The organism is Thiorhodococcus drewsii AZ1, assembly GCF_000224065.1.
GTDB lineage: Bacteria > Pseudomonadota > Gammaproteobacteria > Chromatiales > Chromatiaceae > Imhoffiella > Imhoffiella drewsii.
Map to the genome: position 1 here is coordinate 237,541 of NZ_AFWT01000003.1, position 14,720 is coordinate 252,260.

The window sequence follows — 14,720 nt, forward strand, 5'->3', positions numbered from 1 at the left end:
GCTTCGCGGGGAGATCCATCGTGCGCAATTTCGTTGAGACTCATGACGGGCCGCTCGGCTCCGTCAGCGGTCGAGCACTGCTCGGTCGTGCCATCAAGGGGGTGATGCTGGCCCCGATCCTAATCCTGGGCGTCACCTCGGCGTCTGCCGAGACGGTCGATGCCGCGCGCATCGTCAAGGACAGCTGTGCGGCCTGCCATACCCAGAGCGGCAACAGCGTCGCGCCACCCTTTCCCAAGCTGGCCGGAATGGCGCCGAGCTATCTCGCCAAACAGATGCGCGATGTCGCCAGCGGGGCGCGCAAGAGCGACATCATGGCGCCCATCATGGCCGAGATGGAACGTGGCGAGATCAATGCCCTGGCCGACTATTTCGCGCGCCAGCCACGCACCCCTGGAATCGTCACTCACCCGGATCTGGTGGAGGAGGGCGAGCGCATCTATCGGGAAGGCAACAAGGAGAACGGCGTACCGGCCTGTGCTGGCTGCCACACTCAGGATGGTGGCGGTGCGCCCCGGTTTCCCATGATCGCGGCGCAGAACGCCGACTATGTGGTTCAGCAGTTGAAGAGCTTTCGTGACGGCGAGCGCGCCAATGACTTCGGTAAGCTCATGCGCACCGTGGTGTCGCGCCTGAGCGAGGCCGAAATCCTGGCGGTCGCTCAATATGTCGCCTCCATGCCCGTACCCCCGGCCGCGCGCTGAAGGAAGGTCGCACCATGAACAGATACCTGATCCTGACACTCCTGCTGATCGCCAGCTCCATCCATGCCGACGACGAAACGGCGAGCCATGTGACCGATGTCCCCGAGCAGCCCTATGCCCCCGGCATCGAGTCGCCCGGTTACATCTGGAACGACCTCAAGGGCGAGGAACTGCTCGCCCTGCGCGCTAAGGGGGACGCAACCCGAGGCAAGGCGGCCTTCATCGTCTGCGAGGGCTGCCACGGCAGCCAGGCGCTGGGCGACGAGGCGGGTTTCTATCCCCGGCTCGCGGGCCAGCATGCCTCGGTCCTCATCAAACAGCTGACCGACGTGCGCGAGGGGCGGCGCGACAATCCCAAGATGTATCCCTTCGCCAGCCGGCACGTCATCACCACCCAAGAGGTGGCAGACATCGCCGCCTATCTGCATAGCCTGCCGGTTCCCGAGTCGCATGGTCAGGGGCCTGGAGGCGACCTCGATCAAGCGGCGAAACTCTATCGCAAGGACTGCCGGGTCTGCCACAAGACGCATGGAGAGGGTGATGCGGAGAAGTTCTATCCGCGTCTGAACGGTCAGCACTATCGGTATCTGCTGCGCCAGGCGTTGGACATCCGCGACGGGGTGCGTCGCAACGCCAATCCAGACATGGTCGAGGCGATCAAACCCTATTCGGACGACGAGATCGAGCAGGTGATCGACTACATCTCGCGGATGCCGGTGGAGACGGGATCCAAGAAGTAACCGATCGGGCGGCTGTAAGCCGCCTCTCGGATGCGGAGTTTTGCATTGCGGTCGACCATCCCCTTGGCTCAAGGCGACAACGACAAAAATCGACCCGTTGTATGATGCGATGGGGGTAACGAATCGCATCATTCGCGATCGATGCGGTTCGTTCCCCATTGCCCCTACGGGTATGTTTTCTGCGAATCGCCTTAACAAGGAAGAGCCCCATCAATGACTCCGCTGAAAAGAGTTGCCATTCTGCTACTCATCGCGTTTGTGGTCGGTGTGACCGCTGGCTGTCGGACCTCTCCGGTCCGTGACATCAACAATGTACCTGTACCCAATCCACCTGCATCCTATTCCCAGATGGAAAGGGCCATCGTGACTGCTGGCTCCGGGCTAGGCTGACGCATCGAGCGTCGAGCACCCGGACTCATGATCGGTACCCTGTACCTGCGCGATCACATGGCAAAGGTCCGGATTCTCTACGACGCCAGACGCTACAGCATCCGCTACCAAGACAGCTCAAACCTGAAATACAACCCGGATACAAAAACGATTCACTCCAACTACAACAGTTGGGTTCAGAATCTCGACAACGCGATCCGTTCACAGCTTTCGATTCGCCGCTGAGCGTTCAATGCCCTTCTCCCTTGCGTCCGCTATCGTTGCGGGCGCGAGGCGATGGAACATTCAGGATGGCGGGTGCCGCACTGGCGGTCGCATCGTTTGGCGGTGCTGCCTGTCGGTGCGCCTCGCTTCGACGCCATCTGGTATGTAAATCCGTCACACGCGGGTTTTGCACTCTGTAGCACGCCCCTTGCGCGCCAGTGCCGCGTTGCCGCTCCTCGCCGTGGGTGCCGCCACGACGCGTCTCGGCGCCTTGCCCTGACGCACGATGGACACATTCCAATACCGGAAATCCCACGCGCGACGGGTATACCTTTCCGACAATCGCCCTCGAAGCCAGGTGGGCGTTTTGCCGTCTTTTTTCTTTCGTGCTCCCTTTGGCCTTGCCTCGACAGGATCTGCCTCAACCTGCCCACTGGAGAGCGCCTGAACCGCCCGCGTTGCGCCCGTCGGCGTGATCGATCCAGAGCAGTTCAGGTCAGCGTCCTTACCGCGACGTCGCCGTCGATGTGCAGAGGCGTCTGCCGCACCAGGCAACAGGTAGCCAGTCATGACTGAGACCAACGCTGACGCGAATCCGTTGATGACCGATCGGAGCGAGGAGTTCTTTCCTCAGGCCTGCACCATCGTGATATTCGGCGGCGCCGGTGATCTATCGAAACGCAAGCTGATCCCGGCGCTGTACAACCTTGCGCTGGACGGCCTATTGCCGACTCAATTCGCCGTGATCGGGTTCGCCATCGACGCCATGAGCGACGAGGCCTTTCGCGAATTCGCGCGCGACGGCATCGAGCGCTTCTCGCGCCGCCAGCTCGACGAGGAGGAGTGGCGCGAGTTCTCCGAGCATCTCTTCTATCGGCAGGGGGATTTCGGGGATGCTGCCGCCTATGCGGCGCTCAAGGCGCGAGCCGAGGAGATCGAGCCGCACTTCGGCATCGGCGGCAGCCGGATCTTCTATCTTGCGATCCCGCCGAGCTTCATCGAGACCTGTGTCTTTGGGCTCCGGGAGGCCGGGCTGGTCGCCCCCGCAGACCAAGATCTGCCCTTCACCCGTCTCATCGTCGAGAAGCCGATCGGGCGCGATCTCGAAAGCGCGCGCGGCGTGAACCGGGCACTGCAGGCCTGCTTCGCCGAGCATCAGCTTTATCGCATCGATCACTATCTCGGCAAGGAGACCGTCCAGAACATCCTCGCGATGCGTTTCGGCAACGCCATCTTCGAGCCGCTGTGGAACTCCAAGCACATCGATCACGTGCAGATCACGGTGGCCGAGGCGGAGGGCGTCGGCACCCGCGCCGGCTACTTCGAGACCGCCGGGGCCCTGCGCGACATGGTGCAGAACCACATCCTTCAGTTGCTGTCCCTGGTGGCGATGGAGCCGCCCTGGAGCATGCGCGCCGACGTGATCCGCGACCGCCGGCTCGATCTGCTGCAGTGTCTGCGCCCCATGCGCCGCCACGAGGTCGACCAGCATGTGGTGCGTGCGCAGTACGCCTCGGGCTTCTTCCTCGGCAAGAACGCTCCAGGCTACCGCCGCGAGGAGGGCGTCGCCTCCGACTCCACGACCGAGACCTTCGTCGCCCTGCGGCTCTTCATCGACAACTGGCGCTGGGCCGGCGTGCCCATCTACATCCGCACCGGCAAGGCCATGCCCAAGCGCGTCAGCGAGGTGGCGGTGCAGTTCAAGGCGGTGCCGCACATGCTGTTCAACACCGACACCGACCATCCCCTGGAGCCGAACGTGCTGGCGCTGCGCATCCAGCCGGACGAGGGGCTGGCCCTGCGCATCGGCACCAAGCTGCCCGGTCCCAAGGTCAAGATCTATCCGGTGAAGATGGACTTCCGCTACGGCTCGACCTTCGGCGATCAGTCGCCGGAGGCCTACGAGCGTCTGTTGCTCGACGTCATGGCCGGCGACGCCACGCTCTTCATGCGCGACGATGCGGTCGAGGCGTCCTGGCAGTGGATCCAGCCCATCCTCGACGCCTGGGCGTCGAGCGGGGAGCGCTGGCTGCCGGAATATCCGGCGGGCAGCTGGGGACCGATCGAGGCCGATCGGCTGATCCACGCCGACGGCTACGACTGGCGTCGACTCTGACGGGGGGTGGAGTGTCATGAATCGTTCCATTGAGCACTACATCGATCCGGTCGAGATCGAGCGCGAGCTCGCTGCGATTTGGGGCTCGATCAACCGTCATCAGAAGGACGGCCGCACCGTGACCCGGGCCTCGATGTCGAACGTGATGATCTTCTGCGACGGCGAGGACCAGGCATTGGACGCCGCAGATCGCATCCCGCGTCTGGTGCGGCATCATCCGGCGCGGGTGCTGGTTTTGGCCCTGATCGACGATCAATCCGGCGACGAGGTGCGGGCCTGGGTGACGGCGCACTCGCGGCGGGTCGGCGACCGCCAGCAGCTTTGTGCCGAGCACATCGAGCTACGCTTTGGCGCCGGCGGCGCGGCGCGCACGGCATCCATCGTGCGCTCGCTGCTGATCAGCGATCTGCCGTCCGCGCTCTGGTGGCTCAGTCCGCGCCCGCCGGCGCTCACCGGGGCGGTGTTCGAGTCCTTCGCCCCCATGGCCAACCAGATCATCTATGACAGCATCGGCTGGGCGGATCCGCCGCGTGGCGTGCTGGCGATGACCCAATGGTCGAAGAACCACCGCACCGTGATTTTCAATCTGGCGTGGCGTCGGCTGAAGCCCTGGCGGCGGATTCTGTCCCAAAGTCTGGCCCCGAGCGTGGTTCCCGGCGCGCTACAGCGTATCGACGCGATCGAGCTGCATCACGGCCCCCATGCGCTGCCGCTGGCCTGGCTGCTGCTCGGCTGGCTGTCCTCGCGACTCGACTGGAAACCCCAGAAGGGCGTGGCCAAATCGGGCAAACAGTTGGTCTGGCAGTTCGTCTCGCCCGGCGGGCCGGTCCGCATCGAGGTGAACCGCAGCGACGAAGGGCCGCCGCACATCGATCGGATGCGGATCTCCTGGCGGGGCGGCGACAACCATCCGGCCAGCCATGCGGACTATCGGCACGAGGGCCATCACATCCGCCACGTCCCGGAGGATGCGGAGTTGTGGCCCTCGTCGATCCCCACCGTCGATCAGCGTCTCGAACAGATGGTCGCCGCCCAGCTGGCGCACCGTGCTGGCGACGCCCTCTTCACCGCCTCGATCGGCTTCTCCGAGGCTATGGCCAAGGTGGTCAAATCGGACGCTGCGTGAACGGCGAGCCAGTGAGCCTATAGCCACTATCGCCTTCAGCGGATCTCTGGGACGTCATTGGTCCCGACCGGGGAGGGCGCGTATCTGGCGATCGGTGCTCGGTTCCGCCGAGGACTGCTCCCAGATTCTCGAAAGCGTTCGGTGCCGCTAACCGACCTGGATCTTTTCTCCGTAGCCGGTCATTTCCAGATAGCCGCGCCCAATCTCGCGGCCGGCCTCCAGAAGGCGCACCGCGCCCTCCCAATAGATGGTTCCTGTCGAGCGGCGACTTTCGAGCTCCTGATCGTCCATAAGCGGGCGCAGAATGAATTGGCGGGTGCCAAGGCGCAGACGCCACTCGACCGGATAGTCTATCCCGGTGCGCGGCGAGCGCCATTCGCGGACGGGGGTGAAGGCGATCTGCTCCGGTGAGAGCGCCTCTGTGCGGCCGTCGGGAGAGCGCAGTGTGGCACTCGCCCAGAGCGCCTCGCCGTCGGGCTTGCGCATCTGAAAGGCCATGATGGCGCCGCCATCGTCCAGGTTCAGGCCGACCCAATCCCAGCCCTCCGCGCCTTCGGGGATGTAGGCGCTCGACCATTCATGGTCCATCCATGCGTGCCCGGTGACGGTCTTGCGATGCCCGTCGAGGGTCAGGCTGCCTTCGACCTGGAGTTGCGGTCGGCTGTAGTAATAGCTGGCGTTGCCTTGGTCGGGTGCCTTGAGGCTGAAGCCTTCGTCGCCGTTGAGCATAGGCGGTCCGTCCGGGACGAGCGCCAGCGTATAGGCGAAGTCATCGGCGTTAACGCGGGCTTCATAGCGCTCGCCAGTTTGCTCGAACGACCAGTCGCCGAGCCAGACGCGGGCCCCTTCCGTGGCGTATCCGGCGCGTCCAAAGCCGACCCGTGCGGCACGCTGATCGTGACGCAGGCGCCCCAGCCGAGGATCCGCGATCGCTGCATGGGCCAGGATCAGCTGGCGCGGTGCGAATGCGCTCGGGTTGTCCTCGCCAATCCCCGTGCGTACGCGGAAGAAGGTGACCTGAAAGCCGAGAGGACTGCCGTCCGGTAGGGTGAGCCAGCCGGTCACGTACCACCATTCGGTGCGGAATCCGGGGTGCGCGCCCTCGTCACCGGGAAAGACGAGGGTGCGACCTGGGAGCACCGCGTCGAAGACGACCTCATGATTCGAGGATTCAGCGGCAGGTTCTGTCGCCGCCAAGGCTCGGGTCAGGGGCAAGCCTGCGAGTGCGATCAAACAGGCGCGTCGATTCATCACCAGTCCTCCCGCACCGCCAGTATCGCGTCCTCGCGCATCGCCTGCCGGCCAGCGAGTACCGCAGCCAGCCCGGCCAGTGCGAGGAGCATGCTGGCGAACCAGACGAGCGCCCCCCAGGGAACGTGCAGATCCATGCTCCAGTGGAAGCTCTGACGATTCACGACCTCAATGAGCACCAATGAGATGGCGCCTCCAACGGCAATCCCGCCGAGGATGCCGACACCTGCCGTCAAGATCCCTTCGAGCGCGAGCATTGTGCCGATCTGGCGGCGGGTGAGACCCAGATGGCGCAGCATGCCGAACTCCCGGCGTCGCGCGGCCGTGAGCGCGGCGAAGCTTGCCGCCACACCGGCCAGCCCGATGAGGATCGCAGCCGCCTCCAGGACGTAGGTCACGGCGAAGGTGCGGTCGAAGATACTCAGGCTGCGGGCACGGATCTCGCCGGAGAAGGCAACCTCCAATGCGCCGGGGCCACCCAATGCTTTGAGCGCCTTGCCCACGCGGGTGCCGTCCGCACCGGGTGTGAGCCAGATGGCGGCGTCCTGGACCGAGACATCACCGGTCAGACGTCGATAGTCGGCGAGATCCATCATGATGGATCCGCCTTGACGTGCGTAGTCGCGCCAGACGCCGGCGACCTGAACGGGCTCCTCGACGCCGGCGAGCGGTAGCATGACGCGATCGCCAGGACGCCAGCCGTAGAGATCGCGCATAGCCTCCGAGATCCAGATCCCCGTTTCACCAGTTGCGGCCGGGCGTGCGGACCCGACCAGGGGCAGCTCGCGGCCATTCGGAGAGACCGGTCGCGCGAGCAGTGCCACTGGCGCCTGACCTGGCTTGAGCCGAAGGCTCTCATGGCGCGTGAATTGGACCCGCGCAACCCCAGGCACGTCTGCGAGCCGTGACTGCAGCCCTTCGTCCAGAAGGCTGCTGCGGGCGCGGCCGGCGCGCAGATAGAGGTCGGCGGGCAGAATCTGGCCCAGCCAGACATCGACCGAGTCGCGGAATGAGCCGACCATGATCGCCATGGCCGCCACCAGCGCCACGCTGGCGAGCACGCCCGTGGCCGCGATCACGGATTGTCCGGGCGCGGCAGCCAATCGGGCGGCGGCGAGCCGCACTGGAACCGGACCGCGTAGCGGCACGGCCCGTGCGAGCATCGAAGCGAGGGTCGGCAGCAACATGACGCCCCCGGCGAGCAGGCAGGCGATGGCCAGATAGCCTCCGATCGGTAGCCCTTGGATCGGTGGAATGAAACAGGCAGGAAGGCTCGCGGCCAGCATCGCCAGCCCAAGCATCGGGAATCCGCGCCCGCTGGACAAGGTCGAATCGTCATTGGACTTGAGCGCCTGGGCCGGCGCGACGGCGGCTGCCTCACGCGCCGGGAACCAGGCCCCGGCCACCCCTGCGCCGACGCCGAGCAGCACGTAGACCGTGCTGGCCCAAGGATCGAACCTCAGGGTCGGGGACAGGCCCGCGAAGAACCCGGCACCCAGATCGCCACCGAGCAGTTTCAGCAAACCCAAGGCGATGCCATGGCCGAGTGCGACACCTGCGATCCCGCCGACCAGTCCCACGAGCGCGCCTTCCGTCAGTAGCCAGAGAAACAGCTGGCGGCGGGCCAGGCCGATGGCGCGCAGAAAGGCCAGCTCGGTATGGCGCCGCACGACGGAGAGCGCCTGTGCGGAGAAGACCAGGAAGCCGCCGGTGACGAGCGCGATCGCCGCCAGCATGGTGAGATTGACGCGATAGGCTCGGGATAGATTCGCCGCCTGATCCACGGCGGCCTCGGGCGCCTCCAACAGCACGCCGGCCGGCAGCAATGGATCGAGCGCGGTACGGGCCGCACGCTCATCCACACCGCTTGCCAGTCGCAGGTCGATGCGCGTCAGCTGCCCAAGTCGTGAGAATTGCTTTTGGACCGCCGCGATGTCCATGACGGCAAGCTGGCGATCGTCGGGCGCGCCGGGGAGGTCGCCGGCCACCCACAGCTCCAGGGGCTGAGAACCGGCATAGACCCGGAGCCGGTCGCCTGGCGCGACGCCGAGCGCGGTCTGGGCCGAGGCGCTGAGAAAGAGGCTGTCCTCTGCGAGCACGGCGAAACGGGCGTCCCGGTCGGACCGATCCGCGATCTTGCGTGGTCTGGGAATCAGCGCGGGTGTGACGGCGCCCATCGCGAAGAGATCGACGCCCAGGATGCGCAGCGCGTCCGTGCCGCCGATGCGCTCGGTGCGCACCTCCAGCACCGGACTGGCCTGTGCCAACTCGGAGCGCGCGGCCAGGACGGCATAGAGTCTCTCGTCGAAGCCGCCGCGTGGCCCCACGACCTGGAGGTCGGCCGTCCCCGCCATTGTGCGCATGCCTCGGCCAAATTCAGCGAGCGCAGCCTGGTTGACCGCGTGCACCGCCATGCCGAGCGCGATCCCCAGCAGGATGGCGACGAATGAAAAGAGCGTTGCGGCGCGTCGTCGCGCGAGCGAGCCTAGGAAGACGGGCGCCAGCCTCATCCGACAAGTCCTTCGGATGTGAGATGCAGAACGCGATCGGCGCTCTTGGCCGCCTCCGGCGAGTGGGTCACCAGAATACCCATGGCCCCCGAGGCGCGGATGCTCTCGGTCAGCAGCGCCAGAACCTTGGCCGCGTTGGTTGGATCCAGGTTTCCGGTGGGCTCGTCCGCCAGGACCAGGCGCGGCTCATGCACCAGGGCGCGGGCGATGGCGACCCGCTGCATCTCGCCGCCGGAGAGCTCGCGCGGCCAGCTCTCGGCGCGATCGGCCAGTCCCACCGCGTCCAGCAGCCGCTCGGCCTGGCGGTTCGCCGCCGCGCCGTCCTGTCCCTTGAGCCACAACGGCAGGACTACGTTCTGGCGCAGTGTGAGGTGAGGCAGAATATGGAAGGCCTGGAAGACGAAGCCGAGCTTGTCCCGGCGCAATCGGGTCAAGGCGTTCTCGTCGAGACCCGCATAGTCGGCGCCGTCGAGCGCGAGTCGACCACTATCCGGCCGATCCAGTCCGGCGATCAGATTCAGCAACGTGGACTTGCCGACCCCGGACTCTCCCGTAATGGCAACGTACTCGCCCGGCTGCAGTTGCATCGAGAGGGCTTGCAAGACAGGGCGTCCGTTGAACTGGCGATGAAGGTCGGAGATCTCGAGCATGCGGTGATGATGCACTCATGTGGCGGGGAAGCGTCGTGTCGTGACGTTTCCCATGATTGTGCCGCCTCGGCCTGACGGCAAGGCACCAAGGCGCGATGGAATGGCTTGGGCTCTCGGCGTCGAGGCGCATCGATACAGGGCCGCTTCGAGAAGAGCCTTGATGCTGCAGCGAAATCGGCTCAGCCAGAGGGTCTGTTCGATCGACATCAGCGTTACACGGGCGGTATGCGGTGGAAAATTGCCGTTTTGGCTTATCATCCGCTACTCGTCATTAGAGATTAAGACCGCTACGCATGCTTCTTGGACAACACGAAGTACCCGCCCTGATTTGGAAAGACCAGCACGTCGGTTATCGCGAGTTGCTAGCTCGGATCGACGCGGTGTCGCGTCAGTTCCCCGACGTCCCTTGCAACAGGGTGGCGATCTTTGCCGAAAATCGACTCGATTGGGTCTACGCCTTTTACGCGGGCCTGAAGCAGGGCTGCACCCTGGTGCCGATCGACTTCATGAGCTCGGCGGAGGATGTCGCCCATATTCTGAATGACTGCACACCGTCGCTGGTGTTCTGCTCCAACAGCACCCGCGAGGTCTTGGACCAAGCCATCGGAGCGAGCAGTCATCAGCCTTTGGTTCTGGTGCTGGACGAGCTGGATTCGGCTGCCGCCGATAGCCAGGCCGAGCCCATACCGGCACCTGCGCTCGACAAGACCTTGCTGCTGATCTACACCTCGGGCACGACCGGCCGCCCCAAGGGGGTCATGCTCAGCTGGGACAATCTGCTGGCCAATATCGAATCGATCTCGAAGGACGTGCCCATCTACGTCCCCGAGCAACGCACGCTGGCACTGCTTCCGCTGCACCACATCTTCCCCTTGGTCGGTGCGCTCATAGCGCCGCTGTACACCGGCGGCACCTGCGTCTTTTCGCCATCCCTGGCATCGGAGGACATGCTACGGGCGCTGAACGACAATCAGGTGACGATCATGATCGGCGTGCCGCGCCTCTATCAGCTGATCACCAAGTCCATCAAGGACAAGATCAATGCCAGCCGCCTGACCCGTCTGCTGTTCCACCTGGCCGCCAAGATCAATTCACGGACCTTCTCCAAACGACTCTTCGCCAAGGTGCATGAGCGTTTCGGTGGTCAGATTCGCTTTCTGGTCAGCGGCGGGGCGAAGCTGGACGAGGATGTCTTTCGGGATCTGACTACACTCGGTTTCGAGGTGCTGGAGGGGTTCGGCATGACCGAGGCGGCGCCGATGATCACCTTCACCCGCCCGGGCGAATCCAAGTTGGGAGCCGCAGGGCGTCCGATGTCCTGCAATGAGGTACGCATCGTCGATGGCGAGATCCTCAACCGTGGCCGCAACGTCATGCAGGGCTATTACAGGCGTCCGGAAGAAACCGCTGCGGTGATCAAGGACGGCTGGTTGTACACCGGTGATCTGGGCTATATCGACGCGTCTGGAGCCTTGCATGTCACCGGTCGCAAGAAGGAAATCATCGTCTTGCCCAGCGGCAAGAACATCAATCCCGTCGAGATCGAGGCGAAGCTCTTCGAGTCGACAGACCTCATCAGTGAGGTGGCCGTGTTCCAGCATCAGGACAGCCTGGAGGCCGCCGTCGTGCCGGACTTTCGCAAGGCGCGGGAACGGGGCATCGCCGATCTCCAGAAAACACTCAACGAACAGGTGCTGGCGCCCTATAACAAAGCGGTCACGCCTTACAAGAAGGTTTTGAAACTGCACCTGCTCGGAGACGAGCTCCCCAAGACCCGATTGGGCAAGCTGAAGCGCTTCCTGTTGCCCGACATGGTCGCGTCGAACCAGACCCGAACGGCTGACGGCGAGGAGCCGGACTACCCCGAGTACAAGACGATTCAGCAATTTCTTCAACAGCAGAAGGAATGCGCGGTCTATGCCAACGACCACCTGGAGCTCGACCTTGGGCTCGACTCACTCGATCGAGTCGGACTCCAGTCCTTCCTGCAGGCCACCTTTGGCGTCGGCGTGTCTGACGAAATCCTGATGGACCACCCGACGGTGGGGCGCATTGCCGAATTTATTTGCGACAAAAAGACGAAAATGGCCGTCTCGGTGGTGGAGTGGGCCGAGATCCTGAAGCAGCGCAGCGAGATCCATTTGCCGAGGAGTTGGGCCGCGCACAATCCGCTGCGTCACGGCATGGCCCTGCTGGCCCGCGCCTATTTTCGCTTGAGCGCCAAGGGGCTGGAGAATCTTCCAGCCGGCCCCTGCATCCTGGCGCCGAATCATCAGAGCTTCCTCGATGGGCTGTTCGTCGCCGCCTTCCTGGACAATGCCACGATGAAGCGGACCTATTTCTTCGCCAAGGCCAAGCATGTCAATCGGCCATGGCTCCGGTTCCTCGCCGCGCGCAACAATGTCATCGTGCTGGATCTGGAGCGCGATCTCCGCCACGCCTTGCAGAACCTCTCGGAGGTGCTGCGCCAAGGCTGCAACATCATCATCTTTCCGGAGGGTACCCGCAGCAAGGACGGCTCAGTGGCCCCGTTCCGCAAGACCTACGCCATCTTGAGCCGTGAACTGGGGGTGCCGGTCGTGCCGGTGGCCATCAAGGGCGCCTGGCAGGCCCTGCGAAGCGGCTCCTGGTTGCCCAAAGTGTTTGCGCCGATCGAGGTCAGCTTTCTACCCGCCGTCGAGCCGGGGGAGCGCAGCTACGAGGCGTTGAATCAGGTGGTCATGGACCGCGTGGTAACGGCCGTCAGTGGGTCTAGGTGACTCGATGTGGGCCGCGCCGCATCCCATGCGTGATCGTGCGCCAATGGCCGCCCCGCGTCGCGACTAACGTCGTTGCGGTGCATCGAGACTTGCGAGGCGAACGGAGACGAATCCGATGCGCAGGTCGGCTTGGATCTCGACCGGTACGCGATAGTCATCGTCGCTGAGCCAGATGGTGGCTCGGCGCATCTTGGTGTAGGGCGCCAGCTGGAAATCGTCCGTGACCTTACGGATTCGGATCTCCAGCTTTTTGGTTTTCCAGGTCCTGTCGAACACCATGCGCGACTCGCTGCCGGCCACCTCGAAGGTCACCAGATAGAGACGATCCAAGGGTTGCACCAGGAGCACGATGTCCTGGCCGTCGCGCAGCTCGGTCTGCTGAAGGTACAGGAGGGTGGATAGAATGTCCCGGATCTGCCCAAGTTCATAGACGCGTGTCTCATGCTCGGTATCACGTCCATCCGCTGGCGTGAGAGAGGATTCGACGCGCATCCGGTCGTTCCGATAGGTCGCCCGATATTCGGCCCTCTCGCCGTGCTCGCGCTGGGTGTGCTCGAAGCGAGAAGGAGAGAGTGTCTTGGGCGAAATCGTCGCGTGGGTCGAGCCTTTATAGGGCCAAAAAGCACGAACCGGACCGCTGCTCCTTGTCTTGGCCCTTGCCTGTACCTCTGCGCCCTGCTGCGGATCGAAGCTCATCCGGATCGTGCCGGCCTGCAGCCATTTGCTCCAGCTGACCTCGTAGAGTAGATGCACCGGTCGGATCTCGGCATCCTGTCTGCGAGCCAGAGGGGTGATTTGGTTAGACCAGGTCGGTTCTGCCGCCTGGAGCTCCGAACCATCGATCAATGCGCACAGGGTCACGCCGATCAGCGCGGTGAAAAGCCTGGTCGCAACCTTCAGGCTGCGCGTCGCAATAGAGGCTGTTCCAGGGATGGCGGCATCCTGCGCTGATGGTGCTGCGTCTGTAGTTTTCATGCGCTCTCTGAGGTTGATCGGGTCTGCGTCCGATAGTAGATAGACAGGAATGGAGCGGAAAACAACGGAATGCCTGGCCGATCGGGGCGTTTTGAGTGACATCGGGAGAGGTGATGGGGGAGTTCTCGCGCGTTGGGAAGTGGGCCGCGCCTGCCTTTCAGGTGGTCGCTCTATTGCTGATGGTTACTTGGAGCACGGCGCAGGGCGACGACGGGCTCTCCGAGGGCGCTGGCGATGAGGTGGGTGTGTCCTGGTACGACGGGGGACACGACTATGTCACCGACCGGTTGCAGCGGGCGGCCGTTTGGCTCGACGACTTTTTCGGCGACCCTAGGGCCGAGAAAGAAAAGCAGGCAAGCGCCTACATGCATGTCGTGCTCGACGCATTCTACTCCGGCGTCGAGGACCAAAGCGAAAATGGGGTCCGGTTTCGCGGTGGCGTAGATCTTCCGAAGCTGGATCGCAGGCTGCGTCTGCTGGTCACCAGCGATGCGGATTCCACCGTCACCGGACGCGAGCTGGCCGGCACCGCCAAGGACGATGTCAAGGATACGGATGGGGCCGTCGGTCTAAGCTATCTCTTCCGCGATCGGCCCGGACACAAGTTCTCTCTCGGCGGTGGCCTTTCGGGCGGTCTGTCGCCCGCCCTCCTGCTGGCCGGCCGCTATGTCCACACAAGACACTGGACCACGAACACGGCGTCTCATGTCACCTCGACCGTCTATTGGAAATCCGAGGATGGGCCGGGCGTGAGCACCTTGCTCGACTACGAATGGTCGCCCGATGCGGATACCTTGTGGCGCACCACGCTGTTCGGAAACTACAAAGAAGAGATCCGTGGTCTCGAGTGGTCCGCCCAGGCGAAATGGGCCAAACGGCTGAACAGCAAGACGGCCATCAACGTGCGCGGAGGCTTCCAGGGTCAGACCGAGCCGAACAGCGTACTGAGCGAGGGCTGGCTCAAGTTTCTCTACCGGCGCAATGTTCTGCGCCCCTGGTTGTTCTATGAGCTGGAGCCCGGATTCTCCTGGCCCGAGAGCCTCGATTACCGGGGCGAACCGACTTTCGCGGTTCGGCTGGAGATCCAATTTCGTCGGGATTGAGGCAACCGCCGTAACCGGATCTACTCTTAGGAAGTGTCCATCAACTGTTTCCCGATTTCATCGTAGTCGGTATGCTTGGTCGATCATGAAGTGATCTCCGAGGGTGCGGGATGGCAGCGGTTGAGGTCGTGATTCCGGAAGCCGTAGAAGGGCATGTCAAGGTGGTCTTTGATCAGCTCAACGAGAAGCACC

The 14,720-nt window shown here is 63.9% G+C and carries 11 protein-coding genes; 7 read left to right on the forward strand and 4 right to left on the reverse strand.

From position 1 onward, the window contains the following. Window positions 1–20: 20 nt before the first annotated feature. The 5 genes from THIDRDRAFT_RS03380 (at window position 21) to THIDRDRAFT_RS03400 (ending at window position 5,280) form a co-directional block, all read left to right on the forward strand. A complete protein-coding gene (locus THIDRDRAFT_RS03380; RefSeq protein ID WP_007039397.1) occupies window positions 21–704 on the forward strand; it encodes a c-type cytochrome in 684 nt (227 codons plus the stop codon). A 14-nt stretch (window positions 705–718) separates the two neighbouring features. Next, complete coding sequence (locus THIDRDRAFT_RS03385) at window positions 719–1,444, forward strand: c-type cytochrome (RefSeq protein WP_007039398.1); 726 nt, start codon at window positions 719–721, stop codon at window positions 1,442–1,444. A 417-nt stretch (window positions 1,445–1,861) separates the two neighbouring features. After that, window positions 1,862–2,059, forward strand: a complete 198-nt coding sequence (locus THIDRDRAFT_RS27270) for a hypothetical protein (protein WP_007039401.1) — start codon at window positions 1,862–1,864, stop codon at window positions 2,057–2,059. 547 nt (window positions 2,060–2,606) lie between these two features. Next, entirely contained in the window at window positions 2,607–4,154 is a 1,548-nt protein-coding gene (zwf, locus tag THIDRDRAFT_RS03395; RefSeq protein ID WP_007039402.1) for a glucose-6-phosphate dehydrogenase, read from the forward strand. A 16-nt stretch (window positions 4,155–4,170) separates the two neighbouring features. Next, a complete protein-coding gene (locus THIDRDRAFT_RS03400) occupies window positions 4,171–5,280 on the forward strand; it encodes a glucose-6-phosphate dehydrogenase assembly protein OpcA (protein ID WP_007039403.1) in 1,110 nt (369 codons plus the stop codon). Window positions 5,281–5,427: 147 nt separating this feature from the next. Here THIDRDRAFT_RS03400 and THIDRDRAFT_RS03405 read toward each other — a convergent pair whose 3' ends face one another. Genes THIDRDRAFT_RS03405 through THIDRDRAFT_RS03415 form a run of 3 tightly spaced genes read right to left on the reverse strand, consistent with a single transcriptional unit; the run spans window position 5,428 to window position 9,691 of the window. Next, window positions 5,428–6,531, reverse strand: coding sequence for a lipocalin-like domain-containing protein (locus THIDRDRAFT_RS03405; protein ID WP_007039404.1), 1,104 nt, complete (start codon window positions 6,529–6,531; stop codon window positions 5,428–5,430). After that, window positions 6,531–9,041 carry an FtsX-like permease family protein gene (locus tag THIDRDRAFT_RS03410; protein ID WP_007039405.1) on the reverse strand — a complete coding sequence of 837 codons (2,511 nt, stop codon included), beginning with the start codon at window positions 9,039–9,041 and terminating at the stop codon, window positions 6,531–6,533. The genes THIDRDRAFT_RS03405 and THIDRDRAFT_RS03410 overlap by 1 nt, the downstream gene beginning before the upstream one ends. Next, complete coding sequence (locus THIDRDRAFT_RS03415) at window positions 9,038–9,691, reverse strand: ABC transporter ATP-binding protein (RefSeq protein WP_007039406.1); 654 nt, start codon at window positions 9,689–9,691, stop codon at window positions 9,038–9,040. The genes THIDRDRAFT_RS03410 and THIDRDRAFT_RS03415 overlap by 4 nt, the downstream gene beginning before the upstream one ends. 293 nt (window positions 9,692–9,984) lie before the next feature. On the opposite strand from THIDRDRAFT_RS03415, the gene THIDRDRAFT_RS03420 reads away from it, so the two are divergent. Further along, window positions 9,985–12,450 carry an AMP-binding protein gene (locus THIDRDRAFT_RS03420; RefSeq protein WP_007039407.1) on the forward strand — a complete coding sequence of 822 codons (2,466 nt, stop codon included), beginning with the start codon at window positions 9,985–9,987 and terminating at the stop codon, window positions 12,448–12,450. Between the two features lie 63 nt (window positions 12,451–12,513). On the opposite strand, the gene THIDRDRAFT_RS03425 is transcribed toward THIDRDRAFT_RS03420, so the two are convergent. Further along, on the reverse strand, window positions 12,514–13,425 hold the full coding sequence (locus THIDRDRAFT_RS03425; RefSeq protein WP_007039408.1) for a DUF3108 domain-containing protein: 912 nt from the start codon (window positions 13,423–13,425) through the stop codon (window positions 12,514–12,516). Between the two features lie 113 nt (window positions 13,426–13,538). Here THIDRDRAFT_RS03425 and THIDRDRAFT_RS03430 point away from each other — a divergent pair, with 113 nt between their 5' ends. Then, complete coding sequence (locus THIDRDRAFT_RS03430; protein ID WP_007039409.1) at window positions 13,539–14,528, forward strand: hypothetical protein; 990 nt, start codon at window positions 13,539–13,541, stop codon at window positions 14,526–14,528. Window positions 14,529–14,720: the final 192 nt, after the last annotated feature.